This window comes from Candidatus Pelagibacter sp. HIMB1715, assembly GCF_052047595.1.
Classification (GTDB): Bacteria; Pseudomonadota; Alphaproteobacteria; order Pelagibacterales; family Pelagibacteraceae; genus Pelagibacter.
Window position 1 is genome coordinate 141,629 of sequence record NZ_JBNAJY010000003.1, and the last position, 24,273, is coordinate 165,901.

Below are 24,273 nucleotides of genomic sequence, written 5' to 3' on the forward strand. Positions count from 1 at the left end.
TTAAAAAATTAAAGTTTCATAGTGACAAATTATGCTTAATTAAATTAAATATTTTAAGCAATCATCTGTTTATGATTTATCTTGGCGCTAAGAACAATACCAAACCCGATCATAGTTGCTAACATAGAGGAACCTCCATAGGACATTATCGGTAATGGAGAACCGACAATTGGCAATAAACCCAAGACCATCGAAAGATTTACAACAATATAAATGAATATTGCAAAAGCAAATCCAAAACAGAATAATCTTGAAAAATTGCTTCTTGAGATGGCACCTATTCTCAAAATTCTGATAATGATAATTGAATACAAAACCAATAATCCTATTGATCCTATAAATCCAAACTCTTCAGAAAATAAAGTGAATATAAAATCAGTATGTTTTTCAGGTAAAAAATCCAAATAACTTTGTGTGCCTTTTAAAAAACCTTTGCCCTCTAAGCCACCAGAACCTATTGCTATTTTTGACTGAATTATTTGATAACCAGCGCCCAATGGATCTCTATCAGGGTCTAAAAAAGTCAATATTCTCAATTTTTGATAAGGCTTTAAGAAAGAAATTACAAAAGGTAGTGATATTAAAAATACTATAAAAGAATAAATAAAATATTTTATCTTAACGCCTCCCAACCATAAAACAATTAGTCCACTTGATGCAATAAGAATTGAAGTTCCTAAATCTGGTTGTGAGAGCACCATAATAATTGGTATTAAAATAATAGTTATAACTGTCATGATACTTGTAACTGAGTTTACATTTTCAATTTTAACCCTGTGATAATATTTTGCTAAGCAAAGTATAATTGCTATTTTCATTAACTCGGATGGCTGTAAATTAAATAAATATAAATCCATCCATCTTCTTGAGCCTGATGATTTTATTCCAAAAAAAGAAACATAAATTAGTAAAAGAATTACAGCTACATAAAACAAGTATGAAAAGTTGTGCCACCATCTAATATTAAAAAACGCAATTAAAATCATTAAAGGGAAAAAGACTACCATTTTACTAAAATGACTTTTTGTATGAAATAGAATTTCTCCTCCATCTGTTGAATACATCACAAATAAACTTAATATTGAAAGTAAAAATATACTTATCAGTAAAATATAATCTAACTCTTTAACCTTTTGCCAAAAAGTAAGTTCGTTATTTAATCTATCGTGTTGAAACATCAAATTTCTATTTCCTCAAAATTTTTTTGTTTATTTCTTAAATCGTTCCTATCAATTATTAATTTGAACAATTCTTTTGCAATTGGTGCTGCAGTTTTACTTCCTGAGCCACCATGCTCAACTATAATACTTAATGCGTATCTTGGATTAATACACGGACCATAAGCAACAAATAATGCGTGATCTCGGTCTTTATAAGGGATTTGCTCAATTTTAAGATCAAGTTCTCTTTCTCGCATGCTAATTCTCTTAACCTGCGCAGTTCCAGTTTTGCCAGCAAATTGATATTTGGGATCGTCTATTCTAGATTTGTATGATGTACCGTATAATTCATTAGTTGAACTAAACATGGCCTCTTGAACAATTTTTATATTTTTGGGATTCTCAAATAATTTTTTTTCTTCAGAAAATAAAGTCTCTTCTTTAAATTTATTTTTAGCTTCTTCGAAAGAAACAGCATTATTATTAACTATTATTCTTGGTTTTATAGAGTAGCCTCCATTAGCAATCTGAGCTGTCATAAGGCATAATTGAAGTGGAGTTGTTTGAGTGTAACCTTGACCTATTCCAGTTATTAATGTTTCACCAAGAACCCAACCTTTTCCAAGATTATTTTTTTTCCATTTAGTGTTTGGAAATAAACCTGATTTTTCAAAATCAAAATAATGTCCTAACACTTTTTTACCAAGGCCAAATTTTTCAGCTGTAACATTTAATCGATCTACTCCTAGTAATCTTGCAACTTCATAAAAATAGGTATCACATGATTGTTTCATTGCATTTTTTAAACTTACAAATCCATGACCTTTTTCTTTCCAACAGTGAAAAGTTTGTCCATAGAGCTCCATCTTACCAGTGCATTTAACTTTAAAACTTGGACTAACAATTTTATTTTCTAAAGCAGATAAAGCTACAATTGGTTTTATTGTAGATCCTGGTGAATAAAGTCCAGCAAGTGTCTTGTTTACTAGTGGTTTTAATGGATTATTTCTAATTAATGACCAATCGTCATTACTTATTCCAAATAAAAATTTGTTTGGGTCGTAAGATGGAGAAGAGTACATTGCTATGATATCGCCAGTATAAATATCCATTACACTTATAGATCCAGCACGATCATTTAAAAGTTTTCCACAAGCTTTCTGAACCTCCGTATCAACAGTTAATCTTACTCTTAAACCTTGTTTGCCTTTTTGATGTTCAAGTTGATTAATTCTTTTCCCATAAGCATTTACTTCATACCTTTGGATAGCATTTGTACCAATTAAGTAATTTTCTAAAGTTTTTTCTAGACCTAATTTTCCAATTTTCATACCTGGAACAAATCTTTCTTGAACAGTTTCATTAGCTAAAATCTCTTCTTCATTAGGTTGACTGACATATCCAAGAATATGAGTATAAGTTTCGCTAAAAGGGTAATTTCTTGAAATGGTCATAACTGGTTTAACACCAACTAAGTCATGTAAATAATTATTTATTTTTAAAAAATCACTCCAAGATAAGTTTTCAGAAACAATAATACTTTCCCAAGGTTTTAATTTATTTTTTGATTTTACAATTTTTTCTATTTTTTTATCACTCAGGTTAAGTAGAGTTTTTAATCGAGTTAACAAATAATTGAAGTTTTCAACTTGTTCTGGAATTATATGAAGTTGATATACTTTTAAATTTCCAGCTATAACATTGCCAAAGTAATCCACTATATCACCTCTTATTGGTGGCAACTTCCACTCTCTAATTCTATTTTTATCTGAAAGAGTAAGATATTTTTTATTTTCGTTAACTTGCAGAGAAAAAAGTCTAGCTATAATTCCTGTAAAAATAATTACTTTTGCAGCACCAATAATAAACATCCGTCTATTAATTACGTCTGTTTTTCTAATACTTGAATTACCGCTAATCATTCTGTTTATTTGAAATTTTGCTATTTAAAATGTTAAATAAAATAAAAAATAATGGGTAAAATAGAAAAGTAAAACCAGAGTTTATTAAGTAGTCCATAAAATCTACCTGATATAAAAATACTAAGTCTAAAATTATTACTTGAATTGAATTGATAAGCAAAACAGCAATAATAAATGAAAGCCAATCATTTATAAATTTTGGACTTAGTGTAATTTGTCTAATATATGAGGTAATGGCACAGATTAGTAAGTAACAAAAACTGCTTATTCCAATTGGAATACCAATTACTACATCGTTAATAATTCCTGCTAAGAAAATTGAGAAATATCCTAGGTGATCTGGATTTCTTAAAGTCCAAAAAAAGACTAAAATGAAAATGAAATTGAATGAAAAATAATCTAACTTTAAATAATTAAAATCAAATTCATTAAACACTGAAAAAAACAAAAGAATAATCGGCAAGTAAGAGAGGAATGATCTAAAAAATGTACTTTTATTCAATGAAGCCATTATTGACCCTCCCCTATTTTAAATTCTACAATCTTTACAAAACTTAATTGTCCGAAATCAGAAAAAAAACTTAGTTGCTCTGAACTATTTGTTATTTTACCAACTGGAATACCTGGTTTAAAAATACCAGCAAGGCCAGAGGTGTATACAACAGCCCCATTTTCAATCTGATTTTCTATGTACTCATCTTTGGTATATTCAATTATTCCATGATCCCTACCAGTTCCAGAGGCTACAGCTTGTAGAAATGGGGGCTGAATTACTACTGGTATTTTGCTATTTAAATCTGACAGAAGTAGAGCTCTTGAATTTGAATAATTTACCTCAATAATCTGACCGACCAAATAATTTCGATCCATTACTGCCATTCCCATTTTTACATTGTCTTTAGTTCCTCTATTCAAAACTATTGATTTTAAATATGGACTTTCTCTATCAATTAAAACTCTTGCAAATATATCTTCTGAATTTATGCTTTCATCAATCAACTCTCTAAGTCTTTTATTTTCAGCAGTTAAAATAGTATTTAATACTTTAATCTCATCTGTATTTTCTATTTTAATTAATTGGTTTTGATGATTTTTATAAAAATCAAGGTGTGATTTAATTTTAGATATTACCTCTTCAATTTTATTTTCTGGTACAGATACAACATAAGAAGATCTATATATTACTTCGTTAATTCCTAACTTAACAAATTGAATTGGTTTAAAATTAAAATTGCTTAAAATTATTATAACAACAGATAAAATAATTAAGCTTATAAGCGAAAACTTTTGTTGATCTTTCTTTTTTAAAAAAACAGATCTTAAGGCAATTACAAAGTCATCTCTGCCTTTTACCATCTTTTAATATTCAGATAACATAGTAGAAAAAGTTTCTTCTTGATCCAAAGCTTTACCAGTTCCAACTGCAACACAAGACAATGGATCATCAGCAACATGCACTGGTAAACCTGTTTCTTTTGAGAATCTTTTGTCAATATTTTTTAATAAAGCTCCACCACCTGTTAAAGTAAGACCCATATCTACTAAGTCAGCAGATAATTCTGGAGGAGTATTTTCCAAAGCATCTTTGATTGCATTAACCATTTCTTTCAAAATATCATTAAGTGCTTCAGCAGTATCTTCTTCGGTAATGTTTACTTCTTTTGGAGTACCTGATCTTAAATCTCTACCTTTTACAGGATAAGTATTAGTTCCTGTTGGAATAGCTGTACCCATTTCTTTTTTAATTTTTTCAGCAGTAGTGTCTCCAATCAGTAAATTGTATTCTTTTCTCATGTAATTTACTATTGCTGTATCCATAGCATCACCAGCAACCCTTAGGGATTTAGAATAAACCAGTCCACCTAATGACATGACTGCTATCTCACTGGTACCACCACCTATATCAACAATCATTGATCCTGTGGCTTCAGAAATTGGAAGTCCGGCTCCAATAGCTGCAGCGATTGGTTCTTCAATTAATTGAACTCTTCTTGCTCCCGCAGCTAATGCGCTGTCTTGAATTGCTTTTCTTTCAACTGGTGTTGAACCAGTTGGTACACATATTAAAATTCTAGGATTAGCAAAAGTACTTCCTTTATGAACTTTTTTTATAAAGTGTTTGATCATCTCCTCTGTAACTATAAAGTCTGCTATAACACCATCTCTTAAAGGTCTGATAGCACTAATATTCCCAGGTGTTCTTCCAAGCATTGTTTTGGCTTCATCTCCAACAGCTAAAACATTTTTCTTTCCACCTTGATCAACAATTGCAACGACAGATGGTTCGTTAAGAACAACACCTTTTCCTTTTAATACCACTAGTGTATTTGCTGTTCCAAGATCAATTGCCATATCTTGGCTCCATACTTTTTTAACGCTATCGAATAACCCCATTATATTCCCCTTACCTTTTGACTTTCTTGCTCCATTGGAGCTGTTTTGTCTCGTTTAATTATCATTTTATTTAAAGCATTTATGTAGGCATTTGCAGAAGCAACTAAAGTATCAGTATCTGCCGCTTGACCCACGGTAGTTTTTCCATTTTCCTCAATTTTTACACTAACAGTAGCTTGAGCATCAGTACCTTCGGTTACAGCATGCACTTGATAAAGCTGTAAATTTACATCATGAGGATAAAGAGTTTTTATACATTTAAATATTGCATCAACTGGCCCATCCCCAGTTTCTGAAGCTTGTTTTACATCTCCGTAAACATCTAAAGTCATCTCTGCTTTTTGAGGTTCTCCTGTACCAGCAAATACTTTTAATGATTTCAAGTTAATTGCACTAACTTTATTATCAACAATTAAACTGTCATCAACTAGAGCAATAATATCCTCATCATAAACATGTTTTTTCTTGTCTGCTAAAACCTTAAACTTTGCAAATGCATTTCCTACTACATCATCTGTTAAATCTGGATAACCCAAACTGTTTAATTTATCTTTAAAAGCATGACGTCCAGAATGTTTGCCCATTACTAATGAGGTTTGTTTAACTCCAACACTCTCTGGAGTCATAATTTCATAAGTCTGTCTATTTTTTAACATTCCATCTTGATGAATGCCTGCCTCATGTGCGAATGCATTTTTTCCAACAATTGCTTTATTATATTGGACTGGAAATCCAGTAGCATTTGAAACTATCTTTGATGCCTTGCTTAATAAAGTTGTGTTAATTCCAGTATCGTAAGGCATTAAGTCTGGTCTTGTCTTAATTGCCATTACAACTTCTTCTAATGCAGCATTACCTGCTCTCTCACCTAAACCATTTATAGTACATTCAATTTGTCTTGCTCCTGCTTGAACGCCAGCTAAAGAATTAGCTACCGCTAAACCTAAATCATTATGACAATGAGTAGATAAAATTGCTTTATCAATGTTAGGAACTTTATTTAAAAGCGTTTCAATGATTGTTGTGAACTCAGAAGGTATTGTATAACCAACAGTATCAGGAATATTAATTGTTGTTGCTCCATTTTTAATTGCAAGCTCAACTGTTTTGCACATATAATCCATATCAGTTCTTGTCCCATCTTCACATGACCACTCAACATCATCAGTAAATTTTCTTGCATAAGAAACGTGTTTTCCAATTGACTCATAAACATCTTCAGGTGACATATTTAATTTATGCTTCATATGTAATGGACTTGTAGAAATAAAAGTATGTATTCTAAATCTAGGAGCATGCTTTAGTGCTTCATAAGCTCTATCAATATCTTTTACTGAATGTCTAGATAATCCTGCTGGTATAGAATTTTTTAAAATCTTACTAACTTCAGAAACTGCCTCAAAATCTCCTGGTGATGCTATAGGAAAACCTGCTTCGATAATATCAATTCCCAGTTCATCAAATACTCGAGCAATCTGAATTTTTTCTTCCAAACTCATTGATGCGCCAGGTGATTGCTCACCATCACGCATAGTTGTATCAAATATAAAGACTCTATCTTTGTCGCTCATAATAAAAATTTTTGGAAAATCTATAATACAATCTATAAGAGAGATTGCAAAATAATTAATATAAATAGCTAAATTTTTTCGTCCATTTTAGGTGATACAAAAATTAATTATAAATAGACTCAATTTTAGGCATCAAGTGTAAAAGTTCCTTTGTGTATTCATGGCTAGGGTTCAAAAATAAATCTTCAGTATTTGAAACTTCACATAACTTGCCATCTTTTAGAACTCCAATTCTATCACACATTTGTCTTACAACTGGTAAGTCATGGCTAATAAATAAAATAGTCAAATTTAATTGCTCTTGAAGATCTTTTAACAAATTTAATATTTGTGCTTGAATACTAACGTCTAGTGCAGATGTGGGTTCATCACAAACTAAGAGCCTTGGCTGAGTTGCTAAAGCTCTTGCAATCGAAATTCTTTGTCGTTGACCGCCTGAAAATTCATGTGGATATCTATCTGCTGATTTTTGAGACATTTCAACAGAGTCTAATAAATCGTAGACATAATTATTTAGATCAGAATTAGATATCGAAGGATTGTGAAGCGTAATAGGCTCAGCAATAATATCTTTTACTTTCAATCTACCATTTAATGATGAATAGGGATCTTGAAAAATCATTTGTATTTGTTTTCTAAATTTCATTAGTTCTGACCTATTTTTTATCTTTGTAATACAAGTGCTGTCAAAAAATATATCTCCTGATGAAGGTTTAAATAAATTTACAATCATTTTTGCAATAGTTGATTTTCCGCTACCACTTTCACCTACTAATCCAAATGACTCACCTTCTTTTATTTCGAATGAAACATTATTTACAGCTAACACAGAATTTTTAGAATTTTCTGTAAAAAAATTGTCATCAAAACTTTTATTAAGATTTTTAACTTGAACTAAATCTTGGTTGGTAATTTCTTTTTTAGTCCATCTATTCAAAATTTTGATATTATTTTCTTTATTTTTTTTGTTTTTTTCTACTATTACAAATCTTGAAATTTTCTTGTTGGTAGGTGGAACCGAACTTACAAGACTTTTGGTATAACTTTGTTGGGGAGTTGTTAATATTTTTTTTGTTTCACCAATTTCGACTAAATTTCCACTTTTCATTACAGCTACACGATTGGCTGTTTCAGCAATAACACCCATATCATGAGTGATTAAAATCACAGCTAAGTTTCTTTCTTTTGTTAGTTTTTTAATTAAATCTAAAATCTGTGATTGAATAGAAACATCTAGAGCAGTAGTAGGTTCATCGGCAATCAGTAATTCTGGCTCACAACATAAGGCCAAAGAAATTACCACTCTTTGTCTCATTCCTCCTGAAAACTGATGAGGATAATCATTAAATCTTTTTTCAGCATCCTTAATTCCAACTTCTTTTAATAAATTAATGGATTTATTTTTTGATTCCTCTTTGTTTGAATTTAGATGAGTTTGTATAGTTTCAATTAATTGTTCACCAACTGTTAATATTGGATTTAAAGATGTTTGTGGGTCTTGAAATATTAATCCAATTTTATTACCTCGATATTTAATTATACTCTCTGAGTTTTCATGAATATTTAAGTCTCCCAAAATTACTGAGCCACTTGAAACCTTTCCTGGCTCATCAATTAAATTAATTATAGCATTTCCAACAGTACTTTTTCCAGAACCAGACTCTCCAACCAATCCTAAAATTTCACCCTTATTTACCTCAATATTAACGTTTTTGGCTGCGTAAACAGTTTCTTTACGCATTTTATAATCAACACTTAAATTATTTATTTTTAAAAAACTCATTTTTTTAATTTTGGATTTAAAGTGTCTCTCATCCAATCTCCTAATAAATTAATGGAAAAAGCTAAAATCACTAAGAAAATTGCTGGGAAAAATGTAATCCACCATTCTCCTGAAAATAAAAAATCATTTCCTAATCTTATTAATGTACCTAAAGAAGGAGTTGTTGGAGGAACCCCAACACCCAAAAAACTTAATGTCGACTCTGCCAAGATTGCAAGAGCTAGACCAATTGTACCGATGACCAAAACTGGTCTCATAATATTTGGCAAAATATGTTTAAACATAATTACTATATTTGAAACACCGATTATCGTTGAGGCAGAAACATAGTCTTTATTTTTTTCTACCAAAGTTGCTGCCCTAGATACTCTTGCAAACTGTGGCCATTCGGAAATTCCAATAGCAAAAATCAAAACATAGATTGCCATTTCATCATGCATTTCTCTTGAAATTAATCCTCTTGCTATTCCATCAACCAATAGTGCCATTAATATACTTGGTACAGTCAACTGAACATCTGTAAGTCTCATTACTACCATTTCATATTTGCCACCAAAATATCCAGCCGTTAATCCTAAACCAACGCCAAGAACTAAACTAAATATAATTGCAGCAAAACCAACGATAAGAGATATTCTACATCCGTATAATATAGTAGATAACATATCTCTTCCTTGACCATCTGTTCCAAGAATAAATTTTGCTAAACCATCATCTGTCCAAGACGGAGGTGTAAATGCATCCATCAAAGATAAAGATGATGGATCAAAAGGAGTGTAAGGTGTTAAAAATTCAATAAAAAAAGAACAGAAAAAAATAACAAATAAAATTACCGAAGATATAATTGCTGTAGGAGACTTTATGAAGCTATGATAGATGTCGCTATCCTTAATTCTTTCCCATCTTGTTAATTTTAAATTATTATCCACTTGCGGCATCTCCTTTAACTCTAATCCTTGGATCAATAAAATAATACAGAATATCAACTATAAAATTTATCATCACAAAAACAAATGCAATGAAAACTAAATAAGCTGACATAATCGGTATATCTACAAACTGAACAGCTTGAATAAACAAGAAACCCATTCCAGGCCATTGAAAAACAGTTTCAGTTATAATTGAAAAAGCAATTAAAGTTCCAATATTAATTCCAGCAATTGTTATTACAGGTATCAAACCATTTTTTAACGCATGTTTATATTTAATACTATCTTCACTAATTCCACGTGCTCGAGCAAATTTTATATAATCAGTTTGTAAAATTTCCATCATTTCAGCTCTTACTAACCTGATGATATATGTCATTTGAAAAAGACTTAATGTAACTGATGGAAGAATTATCGCTTTAAGACCTGAAACTGTTAAAAAACCTGTTGTCCAAAATCCTATATCAACAACTTCTCCTCTACCAAACGAAGGAAGCACTCCTAGAATTACAGCAAATAAGTAAATAAATAATATCCCAATTACAAATGTGGGGAGTGACACTCCGAGCAATGAAATTGCTAAAACAAAGTCACTTAAAAAACCCTTTCTATTTATACCTGTATAAACTCCTAAAAGAGTTCCTGTCACTAATGCTATCAAAGCAGAAATTACAACAAGTTCAATAGTAGCTGGTAATCTCTCAACAATCAGTTCAGATACTGGTCTTCTTAATTGATAAGAAATACCAAATTCTCCTTTAGACGCATTGATTACAAATCTTGAAAATTGAACATGAATTGGATCCATTAAACCCAATGTTTCTCTTAATTCGGCTCTCTCTTCATCTGAAGTTTCCTCTCCAACCATGTTGTTTATTGGATCTCCAACAAAATTGAACAAGGAAAAAGAGACAAAGGCAACAACTAGCATTACCAAAGCAGATTGAAATAATCTTTTAAAAAAATACTTTATCAATTTATGAGGATTTTAAATTTATAAGCCCCTTAAATTTAAGGGGCTTATATTAATTTTAATTTAATTTACGCTAGCAGCTCTAAATAACGGTTCGTTATTAGGTCTGATAGGAACGTTTACATTACTTTTAGATGCCCAAGAAATTACTTGGTGGTGTAAAGGAAGATAAGCAATATCATCTTTTACAATTTTCCACGCATTCGCAATTGCAGCGTTTCTTTTATCTAAATCAACTTCACCTTCCATAACTCTAATTGCAGCATCTACATCAGGGTTACTGAAGTTAACTTTGTTCCAACTAGCACCTGTTTCATATAAATAATGAAATACGTAATGACTATCCAAAGTTGGCACACCCCATCCAAGCATATAAAAATCACCTTGGTCATCTTTTAGCTCTTTGAAGTGTTTACTTTTTGTTTGAGCAAACAAGTTAACGTTAACTCCAATTTTACCCAACATACCAACAACAGCTGTACAAATTGCTTCATCATTTACATATCTATCGTTAGGACATCTTAGTTCAACATCAAACCCATTAGGATAACCTGCGCTAGCTAAAAGTTTTTTTGCTGCATCAACATCATAAGGTAATCTTTTATCAAGTTCTGCTGTGTAACCATTTACTCCTGGGAATGTAATTATTCCAGCTGGCTCACTTAGACCTCTCATTACTTTTTTCTTGATGGCCTCAATGTCAATTGCTTGATAAAGTGCTTGTCTAACTTCTTTTTTCTTGAAAGGATTATCACCAGTGTTTCCAGTTCTTAATTTATCTGCTGCTTGATCCATTCCTAAAAAGATTGTTCTCATCTGTGGTGTACTTACAACTTGATGTCCTGAAGAAGAACCAATTCTTTTTAAATCTTGAACAGGTGCATCAGTCACTAAATCAATTTCACCAGATAGTAAGGCGGCTACTCTTGTTGCAGCATTTTTAATTGGAAGTAACTCAATTTGCTTTATGCCATCATCTTCCATATCACCCCACCAATGCTTATTTCTTTTAAACACTGTTTTTGTGTTCGGTTCTCTCAAAGTAATTTTAAATGGACCCGTTCCCAAAGCATTAGTCGCTGAAAAAGTTTCTTGTCCTGCATCCCAATTCTGAGGAGACATTGCGAAGTTTGCCTCAGACCAAGCTCTAGACATTATAAAAATGTTTGACAGTTGATTTAAAAGTATAGGATTAGGTTTGCTTGTTGTAATTTTAACAGCATATTCCCCAACTGCTTTAACATCAGATATTGTGCTGATATATTCTTTGAAATCAGATGTTCTTTGTTTAGCTCTTAATATACTAAATACAACATCAGCTGATGTCATTTTAGAACCATCAGAAAATTTTACATCCTCTCTTAAATTAAAGATCCAAGTATTAGGATCTGTAGCTGTCCATTTTCTTGCTAACGCTGGTTCAATTTTCATATCTACTGCCCTTTGAACAAGAGCTTCATAAACTTGTCTAGATACCTGAGTAGTCGGACCTTCGTTCTGTGCGTGTGGATCTAGTGTAAGACTGTCTCCTTGCATTGACCATTTGATTGTTTTTGCCCAAGCTGAAGAAAATCCAAATACTAGAACTAATGATAGTAATATTCTTACTAAATTTTTAGCGTTCATAATTAACCTCTTTTTTAAATTTATAAAAAATTATAAGTGAAAAAAAAAGATTATTACAGATATAAAATTCTATTAATAATTAACTTTTATCGCTATCTACTAATTTTTTCTTACTTATCCATGGCATCATGGCTCTAAGCTCTGCTCCAACTTTTTCCACAGAATGTTCGGCCAATTTCGCTCTGGTTGCTAAGAAGTTTTTTTGACCAGTTTTGCACTCGTCCATCCACTCTTTGGTAAATTTACCTGATTGAATATCTGCCAAAACTTCTTTCATTCTTTTCTTTGTTTCTTCCTTATTGATAATTCTTGGACCAGATTGATACTCACCATATTCAGCAGTATTTGAAATTGAATAATTCATATTTGCAATTCCACCTTCATAAATCAAATCAACAATTAATTTAACTTCATGAACTGTTTCGAAATATGCCATCTCTGGTTCATACCCAGCTTCAACTAAAGTTTCATATCCATTTTTAATTAGTTCAACTAAACCACCACATAAAACAGTTTGTTCACCAAATAAATCTGTTTCAACTTCGTCTTTGAAAGTAGTTTCAATAATACCTGATCTTCCTCCACCTACTGCTGAAGCGTAGGAAAGAGCTAAATCTCTTGCTTTACCAGATCCATCCTGATGAACTGCAAACAAACATGGAACTCCACCACCTTTTTCATATTCACTTCTTACTAAATGACCAGGTCCTTTTGGAGCAACCATAAATACATCTAAATCTTTTCTTGCTTTAATTAAATCATAGTGAACATTTAAACCATGAGCAAAAGCAATACTTGTTCCTTCTCTTACTCTTTGTTCAATATGGTTTTTATAAATTTCAGCTTGTAATTCGTCTGGAGTTAATATCATAACAACATCTGCCCAAGCAGCTGCATCGGATAAATTCATTACTTTCAAACCTTTTGATTCAGCTTTAGCAACACTTGATGATCCTTCTCTTAATGCAACAACAATCTCTTTAACTCCACTATCCTTTAGGTTAAGTGCATGAGCGTGGCCTTGGCTTCCATAACCAAAAATAGCAATTTTTTTATTTTTAATTAAATCTACATCTGCATCTTTTTCATAAAACATTTTCATAATTTATCTCCTATTAATTAGTTAAAAATTTTTGCACCTCTTGTCATTGCAACAGCCCCTGTTCTTGAAGTGCTTATAAGTCCCAAGGGTTTTAATTTTTTGTTCATTTTATCAATCTCTCTTCTAAGTGCTGTTATTTGAATAACTGCAGATGATTTTGTTTCATCCAATACTACTGGGTTAAATTTTTTACAAGCATTTAAACATTTTTCAATTTTATTTTTTTTACCTACAATTTTAAATAAAGCCATCTCTTTAAAAATCACATCTTTATCGTCTCTTTTAAATTCAGCAACTTTGTGTACAGGAACTAATTTGGTTAATTGCAGTCTAATCTGGTCAATTACTTGTGGTGTTCCAGTTGTTACAATTGTTATTCTGGATATGTTTTTGATAGCATCAATTTCTGCTACTGCCAAAGACTCAATATTATAACCTCTGCCAGAAAACAGGCCAACCACTCTTGCAAGAACACCCGCTTCATTATCAACCCAAACTACAAAAATATAGGTATCTGATTTTTGTTTTATAGATGGAGAACTATAAGCTGACTTTGATTTTGGCATTTTGATTAAACTAAGGCTTTGCCTTTTCCTTTTATTTTATTCTCTTCTTGATCGTTTGGTCCTAAGATCATTTGATTATGAGGTTTACCTGAAGGTATCATTGGGAAACAGTTTTCATTTGGATCCACATGACAATCAAAAATAACAGGACCATTATGGTCAACCATTTCTTGGATTTTTTCATCTAGCTCTAATGGATTATCAGCCTTAATTCCTTTACAGCCATAAGCATCAGCCATTTTCATAAAATCTGGTAATGCTTCTGAATAACTTTCAGAATAATTCTTTTCATGAAGCAGCTCTTGCCACTGTCTTACCATTCCCATGTACTGGTTGTTCAAAATAAATATTTTTATTGGCAAATTGTATTGAACAGCCGTGGACATCTCTTGCATTGTCATTAAAACTGATGCTTCTCCTGCAATATCAATAACTAATTTTTCTGGATGAGCTACTTGAACTCCAACAGCTGCTGGTAATCCATAACCCATAGTTCCTAATCCACCTGAAGTCATCCATCTATTGGGTTTGTTAAATTTATAATGTTGAGCAGCCCACATTTGATGCTGACCTACTTCTGTTGTTACATAAGTATCTTTATTTTTTGTTAACTCATAAAGTCTTTGAACAGCATGCTGAGGTTTTATGCTATCTTCACTATTAATAAAATTTAAAGAGTCTTTACTTCTCCATCTTTGAATTTGTTCCCACCATTTTGCAATATTTGGTTTATTTGATTTACCGTTACCATTTTTCTTTTTAACAATTGTTTTGTTTACTTTATCAATTACTTTCGTTACATCACCTACGATTGCAAGATCTACTTTAATAATTTTATTAATTGATGATGGATCAATATCAATATGAACTTTTTTTGAATTAGGAGAGAACTCATCAATTTTTCCAGTAATACGGTCATCAAATCTTGCGCCAATGTTTATTAATAAATCACAGTCATGCATTGCATTGTTTGCTTCATACGTTCCGTGCATTCCAAGCATTCCTAAAAACTGATTATCGTCTCCAGGATAAGCACCTAGACCTTGCAAAGTTGAAGTAATTGGAAATCCTGTTAGCTCAACAAATTTTCTCAGAGCTTCACTTGCTTTTGGTCCTGAATTAATTACGCCTCCACCACTATAAATTATTGGCTTCTTTGCTTTACTAATTAAATTTATTAATTGGTCAATTTCATCAGTTGAAAACTTATTGTGAGATTTGCCATTTAAACTTTTTTCTTTTTTTGGTTTTTTATATTTTACTTTTGCAAATTGAATATCTTTTGGAATATCAATTAATACAGGACCTGGTCTTCCAGTTGTTGCAACTTTAAATGCTTCATGCATAACATCTGAAAGGTCGTTGATATCTTTTACTAACCAGTTATGCTTTGTGCATGGTCTTGTAATTCCTGTTGTGTCACATTCTTGAAATGCATCCGTACCAATAAGGTGTGTTGGAACTTGACCCGAAATACAAACCATTGGAACTGAGTCCATGTATGCATCAGTTAAAGCTGTAACGACGTTAGTGGCACCAGGGCCTGAAGTAACTAAAACAACACCAGGTTTTCCAGATGATCTTGCATAACCTTCAGCTGCATGACCTGCACCTTGCTCGTGTCTTACAAGAATATGTTTAATAGATGGATGATTTTTTAACTCATCATATATTGGTAGTACAGCACCGCCAGGATATCCAAAGATATGATTTACCTTTTGGTCTTCGAGACACTTAAATACGATTTCAGCTCCGGTTAATAATTTTGGCATTTCGCAATCTAGCTGAAGTTGTACTGATTGGTCAAGGTTAAGTATGGAAAAATTAAATTTTTTTTAAAAAATTATTAATCTCAGATGGCTTAAGCTTAACCCAATCACTCATGTTTCCTCGAGCCCATGTGCTTTGTCTTTTAGCGTATTGTCTAGTTTTTATTGATATTTTTTCTTTGATTTCATCAATTTTTTTTTCTTTTGCTAAATATTCATGAATTTCATTTATTCCAATTGCTTTACATGCAGTCATTTGTTCATTAATTTTTAGTTTTAAAAATCTTTTAACCTCATTCACGGCACCCATTTTAATCATTTTTCCGGTTCTTTGATGAATTCTTTCAACCAACTCATCACGTGGATAATCAATATAAATTTTTAAAAAATCTTCTTCTAAATAGTTTGATTTAGTATTTTTAAACCATTCATGAAGAGATTTCTTTGTAAACTTTTTAACTTCAAAAGCTCTTATTGATCTTTGGGTATCCGTTGAATTAATTTTATTTTTTGAAAGAGGATCCAGTTTTAATAATTGCTTATAAAATTTATTTTGGCCAATTTTTTTATTTAGATTTCTAATTTTATTTCTAAACCTTACTGGAATGTTCGGAATTTGAACCAAACCATCAGTTAATGCTTTAAAATAAAGCCCAGTTCCTCCTACAAGAATTGGAACTTTTTTTCTATTTTTAACTTCAATTATTTTTTTATTTACAATTTTAAGCCAATCACCGGTTGAAAAACTTTTCTTTGCATCTTGGAAACCATATAAATGATGTTTTATTGACTGATAATTTTTTGGGCTAGGTCTTGCTGACAAAATTTTAAGTTGCTTATAAACTTGCATACTGTCTGCATTTATAATTTCCCCTTTAATTTTTTTTGCAAGTTTAATTGCAAAACTTGATTTTCCAGATGCTGTAGGTCCTGAAATTAAAATTATCTTGGATTTTAAATCCATTACTAATCTAATTTAACACCAATATATCTTCGTTGATTTTGATTGTTATAGATTGCAATTAAAATAGTTTTTTGATTTGAGTTTATTGCTTTTTGAGTAATGTCTCTTAAATCATCCGCAGATTTAATTTTTTTCTTCTGAGCTTCAATAATAATACTATTGATCTCAATTGAATTTGCTAAAGGGCTGTTATTAGCTATATAAGTAATTACTAATCCTGTTGTTTGGTTTGGTAATTTACGGTTTTTTATATCCTCTTTATTTAATGGTCTTACTGATATTCTTAAACTCTCAATAATTTCATCTAAATTATTTTCATCTTTTTTTGGATTTTCGCTTACTTTAAAATCATCTGAGGTCTCTAATCTTCCTAACAAAACCTTTTTAGTTATTTCTTTTTTATTTCTCCAAATTTTTACATCTACATTTTTTCCAACTTCCGTTCTTGCAACAATTGTTGGCAACTGTTTCATTTGCTTAATCTCAACCCCATTAAACTCCAAAATAATATCTCCAGCCTGAATTCCTGCCTTTTCAGAGGGACTATTTTCTGCAACACTAGCAACCAAAGCGCCTCTTGGTTTATCTAATTCTTCAACTTCAGCAATTTCTTTTGTCACATCTTGAATTCTTACACCTAGCCAACCTCTTTTTGTTTCACCAAACTCAATTAATTGTTTAATTACTTGTTGAGCACTATTGGATGGAATTGAAAATCCTATACCAATAGAACCATTTCTTCCTAAGATAGCTGTATTAATTCCAATTACATTTCCTTCCATGTCAAATAAAGGTCCACCTGAATTTCCTGAATTTATTGATGCGTCTGTTTGAATAAAATCCTCATATCTTGATAACCCAATTGATCTGTTCCTTGCTGAAATAATTCCAGCAGTTACTGTTCCTCCAAGACCAAATGGATTTCCAATTGCTAAAACCCAATCACCAATTCTTGCTTTGTCTGAGTCTCCAAAGCCAACTGGTTTAAATTTATCTTCTGTATCTAATTGTAATACTGCAATATCCATTAAAGGATCAGCACCAAGCACTTTTGCTTTATATTCTTGGTCTCCGTTAACTCTAACAATAATATCATCAGCATCCTGAATTACGTGATTATTTGTAACCACCACTCCCTTCTCATCAATAATAAATCCAGAACCCAAAGCTGCTGATTTTCTCTCCTGAGGAGTTCCAAATTCTTTAAACATATCTTCAAATGGAGAACCTGGAGGGAATTGAAATGGAAAAGAGTTATTATTTGTAACAACGGTAGTTGATGTAGAAATATTTACTACTGAGGGCATTAATTTTTCTGCAAGATCTGCAAATGATGCTGGAACAGGCCTAGAGTTTGATTGTAATGAAAAACTTAGAGAAAATATAATTGTTAAAATAATAAATTTTAATTTTTTCATATTAACTTTTAATAAAATAAATAATCACAAAACCTATAACTGCAAAAATAAGTCCACCTGATCTTAATTGACTATCTTTAACAAGTTCAAGTTTTTTAAGCATACTTTTCATTTTTGCTGGAAATAAGGCATATAAAATTCCCTCTATAAATAGAAAAAGACCAAAAGCTATGACTAGCTCATTCATCTAAAAATTATTGTTTAATATCGGGAGTTGTATTTCCAAAAAATTTAAAAAATTCACTATCTGGAGACAAGATCATTGAGGTTTCACCTGCAGTAAACGCTTTACTATAAGATTGCATTGATCTGTAGAAAGAAAAGAATTCAGGATCTTGTCCAAAAGCATCTGCAAAGATTTTATTTCTTTCACCATCACCTTCTCCCTTCATAATTTCTGATTGTTTTTGAGCATCAGCTAGTATCACGGTAACTTCTTTATCAGCAGTTGAAGTAATTGTTACAGCCATTTCAGCACCTTTTGCTCTAAATTCCTTTGCTTCTCTTTCCCTCTCAGTTTGCATTCTTCTATAAATTGCATCACTGTTTGCTGTAGGAAGATCAGCTCTTTTAATTCTTACATCGACAATATTAATTCCAAAATTTTGCGCTTCTGTATTAACACCTTCCTTAATCAATTCCATTTGTTTTGATCTATCTTTAGATAATAGAGTTTGTAATTCTTCTTGACCCAAAACATTTCTAATTCTTGAATTTATAATCGTAGATAATCTTGATCTTGCAACCCTTTCGTCTCCAACAGAAATATAAAATTTTAAAGGATCAACTATTTGAAATCTTGCAAAAGCATCAACAATTAGTCTTTTTTGGTCAGATGCAATTACTTCCTCTGGTGGAGTATCTAAATTTAAAATCCTTTTATCTAAGTAAACAACGTTTTGAATGAATGGAATTTTAAAGTTTAAACCTGGTTTCATTATAATTCTTTTTGGGTCACCAAATTGAAGAATTATTGCTTGATTGACTTCTTTAACTATAATTACTGATAGGAATGCTACAACACCAATCAAAACTAGTATTCCGGCTACTATTTTTCCAGCTTTCATTTAATTTGTCTCTTTCTTTTTTAGCTCTGGTAGTGGTAGATATGGCACCACACCTGAACCAGACTCTTTATCTATAATAATTTTATTTATATCTGCTAAAACCGTTTCCATTGTCTCTAAAAACATTCTTTCTTGTGTAACTTTTTTTGCTTTTGCATACTCATTGTAAATTGCTAAAAATCTACTAGCTTCACCTTCAGCTTTAGCAACAACTTCTTTTTTGTAAGCTTCTGCAGCTTGTAAAATTTTCTGGGCTTCCCCTCTTGCTCTTGGGATCACATCGTTTGCATAAGCTTCAGCTTCGTTTTTAGATCTTTCCATATCTGCTCTTGCAGCTTGAACATCTCTAAATGCATCAATTACTTGATCAGGTGGATCAGCTTTTTGCGTTTGTACTTGAGTAATTTGTACTCCACTTTCATAATCATCTAAAATGCTTTGAATAATTTCTTGAGTTTCAATCTCAATACTTGATCTACCTTCTGTTAATATTGGTTGAATATCACTTTTAGCAATAACTTCTCTCATTGCTGTTTCTGCGGCTGCTTTAACAGTTCCTACAGGGTCCTGAATTTTAAACAAAAAATTTCCAGCATCTTTGATAACCCAAAATACTGAAAAATCGATATTTACAATGTTTTCATCACCAGTAAGCATTAAACTTTCTTGAGGAACATCTGCAACTCCTCCGCCTGTAGAAAAACCACTATCTCTTTCAGATCTAAATCCAATATCAATTCTATTTACTTTTGTTACTTTTGGAGTTTGAACAGTCTCAACTGGAAAAGGAATATGATAGTTCAATCCAGGTTGAGTAGTTTTAACAAATTTTCCAAATCTAAGAACAACTCCTTGTTCATCAGGTAATACTCTATATAGCCCACTTGCAAGCCATACAAAGGCTAAGACTAATAAAATTAATCCAATAGACTTTCCACCTGAGGATTTTCCACCAGGTAAAAACTTTTTAATTTTATCTTGAAACTCTCTAATTATTTCATCCACGTTTGGTGGTGTTGGTCCTCTTCCTGAACCATTGCCTCCACTACCGCCTCCTGGAGGTGATCCCCATGGACTTCCGCCTCTACCTTTGAAATCATCTGACATATGTCAAAGTATATAGTGTCTTTATCGCAAAAAACAAGTAAGGATAGTTTTATGTCAGATAAAAAGACAGAACTAAGTGACGCAATGAAAAAGAAGGTGGAGCCTAGAGTTTTTACAAAAAATCCAATTCTAGGAACTAAGTTTACTATTGCAATATCAAGTGCAAAAGGTGGTGTAGGTAAATCTACATTTGCAACGAATCTTGCCTTAGCTTTAAAAAAAGTTGGATGCAAAATTGGATTGTTAGATGCCGATATTTATGGCCCTTCCATTCCAAAAATGTTTGATATTAATGAGAAGCCAAAAAGTGATGGTCAAAAATTAGACCCCATAACAAAATATGACATTCAATGTATGTCAATTGGTTTTTTAGCAGATCAGCAAACTCCGATGATTTGGCGTGGTCCAATGGTAACAAGTGCAATTAAAACTTTTACTCAGAAGGTTAATTGGAAAGATTTAGATTTTATAATTGTTGATATGCCTCCAGGAACTGGTGACACTCAATTAACTTTTTCACAAGAAATTAAAATGGATGGTGCAATCATAGTATCAACTCCACAAGAAGTTGCTCTTTTAGATGTTAAAAGAGGCATTAAAATGTTTGATAAACTTGGAGTTAAAATTTTAGGTTTAGTTGATAATATGAGTTTTTTTGTTGGGGATGATGGAAAGAAGTATAAGATATTTGGAGAAGGTGGCGTTAAAAAAACAGCTGAAGAGTTTCAAAAAAAATTTTTAGGAGAAATACCAATTAGTCCAGAGGTTGGAAATTCTGGTGATGAAGGAAAACCAATAGTTGAATCAAACCCAGACCACGAAATTTCAAAAATATATTTAAATTTTGCTAATAAAATTAAATCAGAATTTTTTTAATAAAAATTTATTGCCAAGGTTTTCCTAACAACCAAAGGACTAAAGAATATCTGATACCTGAAATAACAGGGGTCACACAATGATACATGAATGAAGGAAAAATAATTATTGATCCTTGCGAACGCATGTCAGTAAAAACTTTAAATCGTTCTCCCTTGAAATGTGGTCCTAAATCAAATTTTAAATTTCCTCCCTCATAATCTTCTGCATTATTTAAATTTACAGTCATACTTATTTTCCTAACCTTACCCCATTTTTTTTTATCTTGTGAAAAAGGAGCGGCAAGACTTTTTCCATTTTTTTTTAAAGGCAAATCATTTGTATCCATATCAGGAATAGGTTCTCCATCTGAATTTAAAATTATCTTGTTATTTTCATTTTTTTTTGGTGATTTAAATCTTAGAGGATCATTACTTATTTTTAATGCAGGTTTGTATGCTTTTATATGATCAGAAGATCCATCGCTATGCCATCCATAAAATCCACCTTGCTTTTTATCACCATGGTAAACAGTAAATTGGAATAATTCAGCAGTATCTACATTCCAACCCCATCCTGCTTTTCTATTTGCGTCTCTAATAATTGGAAGAAAAATATCATATATCCATTTGTCATCTAACCAACCCACCTCACTGTCACGAATTAAATATTTATCTAAATCTACGTTCAAATCTCTCAAGTTTTCAACAGTTTTATCTTCTGAGGAATAATAATTTGATATTTTGTCTCTTTCTAAATTAATTTTCTCTCTGTGTTTATCGTTTAAGGTTGTACCCTTGACGTCTAATCCTTCTTTTTTATTTTTTTTAATTTTTGAAATTCCTAAATCGATTATTTTTTTACATATATCTGGTTTAATTAACGATGCATAACTTACAAAAGGAATGCTTAATTTCATTAAATTAATTTATTTTTGATTTCAAAAGCAGTCATTAATTCATTCCATTCTCTCTTGGAAAGACCTGAGCTTTCAACATCTACATTTTCACCTTTAATAAGTTTTTGAATTATTACTTTTCCCTTAGCAGAAACCTCCGTTCCTCCGACTCTATAATCCATAAATGCATCATAAGTTATCGGTACCCATTTTTTAACTGTATCCAACATTATATCTGCATAAACTCTAATTTCGTACTGAGCGTGACTGTCAGCTCTTAACCTTAAAAAATTCATTAAATTTAATAAATCAGTTTTCCAATACCACTGAGTATAAGTATTTAATGTTAGGTTCATTCTTGCAAGTTCTCTTGCTAATCCTTTTTTATTCTCGTCAATTGTTGAACCATCATATCTTTCATTAAGCATTGTTTCATAATTGTCATATGTTCTTTCTGCATCACTTTTTAAAAGCTCCAAAACTTCTTCCGCTTGTTTTCCTTCAAGAACATCTCCTCTTCCTTGTCGGTTACTAGTCGATTGCGCTGCTAAATTTTCTTTAGATGGTAAATAAAATTCTTTATCTAGAATTGAATATCTTGCAGAGTATTCATTTACATTGGCAGTTCTATGTCTGATCCACTGTCTTGCAATAAATATTGGAAGTTTAATATGATATTTAATTTCACACATTTCAAAAGGCGTACTGTGCCAATGTCTCATTAAGTATTTTATTAAACCTTTATCTGTTGAAACTTGCTTTGTCCCTTTTCCATAAGATACTCTTGCTGACTGAACTATAGACGTGTCATCGCCCATATAATCAACTACTCTTACAAATCCATGATCTAATGCTGGCAAAGCTTCATAAAGTATTTTTTCAAGCTCTGGAGCAGTAACCCTTTTAGTTTGATTGCTCTGGGATTGTTGGTTTTTTATTTCTTCTGTTTGTTCTTTAGTTAATTTCATGATTGTTATTGAATCTCTCGTGAATACTTTTATATTATTAATGTTGGATTTCCAACTACGACGATAAACGAATTTCGTAATAACCATTGCGGACGTGGGGGCAGTACCCACCACCTCCACCATTACAACTTATGGGGGTGAACTAGAATCGACGGGTGACTAAAAGCTATTCTTTCGTTCGGGATTGCTCCACCGTAACGGGCTAATTTATAATTGCTAACGAAAGTTACGCACTTGCTGCCTAATTAACTTAGTTAATTAAGCAAACGGGGTCTGGGGCACCTGGCAACAGAACGCCCCCTTCTTATTTATTAATTTGCTTTGCAGTATCAAAGTTATTTAAAAAGCAGCGTTTAAAACTAATATCAACAAATATCATTATTTAGATATAAAATATCTTTCAAATTCACCGATGCGAGTAGGAAGTTTTTTTACTTTAGTTTTAAATTCTTTACAAAATTCATCAATAGCAATTTTAGGGCCAGGAAATTTTAGTGAATAATATTCATCTAAAAAAATAAAACCTTTTTTATATAAATTTTTTAAAACATACGGCAATGCAAGTTTATAAGCATCATATAAGTCACAATCAAAATTTCAGGAAGAAATTTTAATATTATTTTTATTAAAAAACTCAGGTATTGTTTTTGTAAATTCTCCTTTAAATAGTTTAAGATTTTTTAATTTAAAATAATCTATTTTATCCATTACATATTGATAACTTGTTTGACTAAAATCACCAGAAACTCAAATATTATGTGGAGTAAATTTTTTTATTTTAGTCAATTGTTTTTTTAATTTAATGTTATTTAAAACTTCATTTATATGTTTTTTACTAAAATAATTTTTTTCTTGAAATTGAATTAATTCATCAAATTTTGATGATTTTGGAAGCCCCTCAAAAGTATCAAAACCAAATATTGTTTTTTTTGAATTGAGCTCTTTCAAAATTAAAGCTGCAGTTATTAAAGACTTCCCTCTATAAACACCAAGCTCAATTATATCACCATTATTTTTTAAAGCATTTCTTTCAATATGTTTGTACCAAAATCTATAAGGTGAGATAATTTTTTTATGCGGGCCTTCCACACCCATCAAATCGTATACATACTCTTTATAATTATTATTCATAAATTAGATTTTGGTATATTAAGATTTAAAATTGAAACAAGGTAAATATTCTATTTTACGATAATATATC

General features: G+C 31.3%; 23 protein-coding genes and 1 other RNA gene. 2 read left to right on the forward strand and 22 right to left on the reverse strand.

The features are described from left to right. Positions 1-53: 53 nt before the first annotated feature. The 18 genes from rodA to hflK form a co-directional block, all read right to left on the reverse strand. Positions 54-1,178: a rod shape-determining protein RodA gene (gene rodA / locus ACTTAY_RS01345; RefSeq protein ID WP_440672088.1), complete on the reverse strand. Its 1,125-nt coding sequence runs from the start codon at positions 1,176-1,178 to the stop codon at positions 54-56. After that, positions 1,178-3,082: a penicillin-binding protein 2 gene (gene mrdA, locus ACTTAY_RS01350; protein WP_440672089.1), complete on the reverse strand. Its 1,905-nt coding sequence runs from the start codon at positions 3,080-3,082 to the stop codon at positions 1,178-1,180. The genes rodA and mrdA overlap by 1 nt, the downstream gene beginning before the upstream one ends. Further along, the gene (gene mreD, locus ACTTAY_RS01355; RefSeq protein ID WP_440672090.1) at positions 3,075-3,593 is read right to left on the reverse strand and encodes a rod shape-determining protein MreD; all 519 of its coding nucleotides are present in this window, start codon (positions 3,591-3,593) and stop codon (positions 3,075-3,077) included. The genes mrdA and mreD overlap by 8 nt, the downstream gene beginning before the upstream one ends. Next, a complete protein-coding gene (gene mreC / locus ACTTAY_RS01360; RefSeq protein ID WP_440672091.1) occupies positions 3,593-4,438 on the reverse strand; it encodes a rod shape-determining protein MreC in 846 nt (281 codons plus the stop codon). Before mreC ends, mreD begins: the two co-directional genes overlap by 1 nt. A gap of 3 nt (positions 4,439-4,441) precedes the next feature. Further along, positions 4,442-5,476: a rod shape-determining protein gene (locus ACTTAY_RS01365; protein WP_440634269.1), complete on the reverse strand. Its 1,035-nt coding sequence runs from the start codon at positions 5,474-5,476 to the stop codon at positions 4,442-4,444. Beyond that, positions 5,476-7,047: a 2-isopropylmalate synthase gene (locus ACTTAY_RS01370; RefSeq protein WP_440672092.1), complete on the reverse strand. Its 1,572-nt coding sequence runs from the start codon at positions 7,045-7,047 to the stop codon at positions 5,476-5,478. The genes ACTTAY_RS01365 and ACTTAY_RS01370 overlap by 1 nt, the downstream gene beginning before the upstream one ends. 103 nt (positions 7,048-7,150) lie before the next feature. Next, positions 7,151-8,830 (reverse strand): dipeptide ABC transporter ATP-binding protein, encoded by a 1,680-nt coding sequence (locus ACTTAY_RS01375; protein WP_440672093.1) that lies wholly within the window; start codon positions 8,828-8,830, stop codon positions 7,151-7,153. Next, positions 8,827-9,759: an ABC transporter permease gene (locus tag ACTTAY_RS01380; protein WP_440672094.1), complete on the reverse strand. Its 933-nt coding sequence runs from the start codon at positions 9,757-9,759 to the stop codon at positions 8,827-8,829. The genes ACTTAY_RS01375 and ACTTAY_RS01380 overlap by 4 nt, the downstream gene beginning before the upstream one ends. Beyond that, on the reverse strand, positions 9,752-10,735 hold the full coding sequence (locus ACTTAY_RS01385; protein WP_440652176.1) for an ABC transporter permease: 984 nt from the start codon (positions 10,733-10,735) through the stop codon (positions 9,752-9,754). Before ACTTAY_RS01385 ends, ACTTAY_RS01380 begins: the two co-directional genes overlap by 8 nt. 60 nt (positions 10,736-10,795) lie before the next feature. Beyond that, positions 10,796-12,358 carry an ABC transporter substrate-binding protein gene (locus ACTTAY_RS01390; RefSeq protein ID WP_440672095.1) on the reverse strand — a complete coding sequence of 521 codons (1,563 nt, stop codon included), beginning with the start codon at positions 12,356-12,358 and terminating at the stop codon, positions 10,796-10,798. A gap of 79 nt (positions 12,359-12,437) precedes the next feature. Next, positions 12,438-13,460: a ketol-acid reductoisomerase gene (gene ilvC, locus ACTTAY_RS01395; protein WP_075506263.1), complete on the reverse strand. Its 1,023-nt coding sequence runs from the start codon at positions 13,458-13,460 to the stop codon at positions 12,438-12,440. A 17-nt stretch (positions 13,461-13,477) separates the two neighbouring features. Beyond that, positions 13,478-14,026, reverse strand: coding sequence for an acetolactate synthase small subunit (gene ilvN, locus ACTTAY_RS01400; protein WP_075506264.1), 549 nt, complete (start codon positions 14,024-14,026; stop codon positions 13,478-13,480). A 5-nt stretch (positions 14,027-14,031) separates the two neighbouring features. Next, positions 14,032-15,798 carry an acetolactate synthase 3 large subunit gene (locus ACTTAY_RS01405; protein ID WP_440672096.1) on the reverse strand — a complete coding sequence of 589 codons (1,767 nt, stop codon included), beginning with the start codon at positions 15,796-15,798 and terminating at the stop codon, positions 14,032-14,034. A 52-nt stretch (positions 15,799-15,850) separates the two neighbouring features. Then, positions 15,851-16,759, reverse strand: coding sequence for a tRNA (adenosine(37)-N6)-dimethylallyltransferase MiaA (gene miaA, locus ACTTAY_RS01410; RefSeq protein ID WP_440672097.1), 909 nt, complete (start codon positions 16,757-16,759; stop codon positions 15,851-15,853). 2 nt (positions 16,760-16,761) lie between these two features. Continuing rightward, complete coding sequence (locus ACTTAY_RS01415) at positions 16,762-18,177, reverse strand: Do family serine endopeptidase (RefSeq protein WP_440672098.1); 1,416 nt, start codon at positions 18,175-18,177, stop codon at positions 16,762-16,764. A 1-nt stretch (position 18,178) separates the two neighbouring features. Next, complete coding sequence (locus tag ACTTAY_RS01420; protein WP_075506268.1) at positions 18,179-18,364, reverse strand: DUF2065 domain-containing protein; 186 nt, start codon at positions 18,362-18,364, stop codon at positions 18,179-18,181. Between the two features lie 7 nt (positions 18,365-18,371). After that, positions 18,372-19,244 (reverse strand): protease modulator HflC, encoded by an 873-nt coding sequence (gene hflC, locus ACTTAY_RS01425; protein WP_440672099.1) that lies wholly within the window; start codon positions 19,242-19,244, stop codon positions 18,372-18,374. Further along, positions 19,245-20,351, reverse strand: a complete 1,107-nt coding sequence (hflK, locus tag ACTTAY_RS01430) for an FtsH protease activity modulator HflK (protein ID WP_440672100.1) — start codon at positions 20,349-20,351, stop codon at positions 19,245-19,247. Between the two features lie 51 nt (positions 20,352-20,402). Here hflK and ACTTAY_RS01435 point away from each other — a divergent pair, with 51 nt between their 5' ends. Then, positions 20,403-21,227 carry an Mrp/NBP35 family ATP-binding protein gene (locus ACTTAY_RS01435; protein WP_440672101.1) on the forward strand — a complete coding sequence of 275 codons (825 nt, stop codon included), beginning with the start codon at positions 20,403-20,405 and terminating at the stop codon, positions 21,225-21,227. A gap of 7 nt (positions 21,228-21,234) precedes the next feature. Here the strand turns inward: ACTTAY_RS01435 and ACTTAY_RS01440 are convergent, their stop codons facing one another. Further along, positions 21,235-22,125, reverse strand: coding sequence for a 2OG-Fe(II) oxygenase (locus tag ACTTAY_RS01440; protein WP_440672102.1), 891 nt, complete (start codon positions 22,123-22,125; stop codon positions 21,235-21,237). Further along, positions 22,125-23,072, reverse strand: coding sequence for an FAD-dependent thymidylate synthase (gene thyX / locus ACTTAY_RS01445; protein ID WP_440672103.1), 948 nt, complete (start codon positions 23,070-23,072; stop codon positions 22,125-22,127). Before thyX ends, ACTTAY_RS01440 begins: the two co-directional genes overlap by 1 nt. Before the next feature lie 4 nt (positions 23,073-23,076). Between thyX and ssrA the strand changes: the two genes are divergently transcribed. Beyond that, positions 23,077-23,375, forward strand: a transfer-messenger RNA (tmRNA) gene (gene ssrA, locus ACTTAY_RS01450). Positions 23,376-23,450: 75 nt separating this feature from the next. Here ssrA and ACTTAY_RS01455 read toward each other — a convergent pair. Then, positions 23,451-23,630, reverse strand: coding sequence for a hypothetical protein (locus tag ACTTAY_RS01455; RefSeq protein WP_440672104.1), 180 nt, complete (start codon positions 23,628-23,630; stop codon positions 23,451-23,453). A 189-nt stretch (positions 23,631-23,819) separates the two neighbouring features. After that, positions 23,820-24,203 (reverse strand): TylF/MycF/NovP-related O-methyltransferase, encoded by a 384-nt coding sequence (locus ACTTAY_RS01460; RefSeq protein WP_440672105.1) that lies wholly within the window; start codon positions 24,201-24,203, stop codon positions 23,820-23,822. Positions 24,204-24,273: the final 70 nt, after the last annotated feature.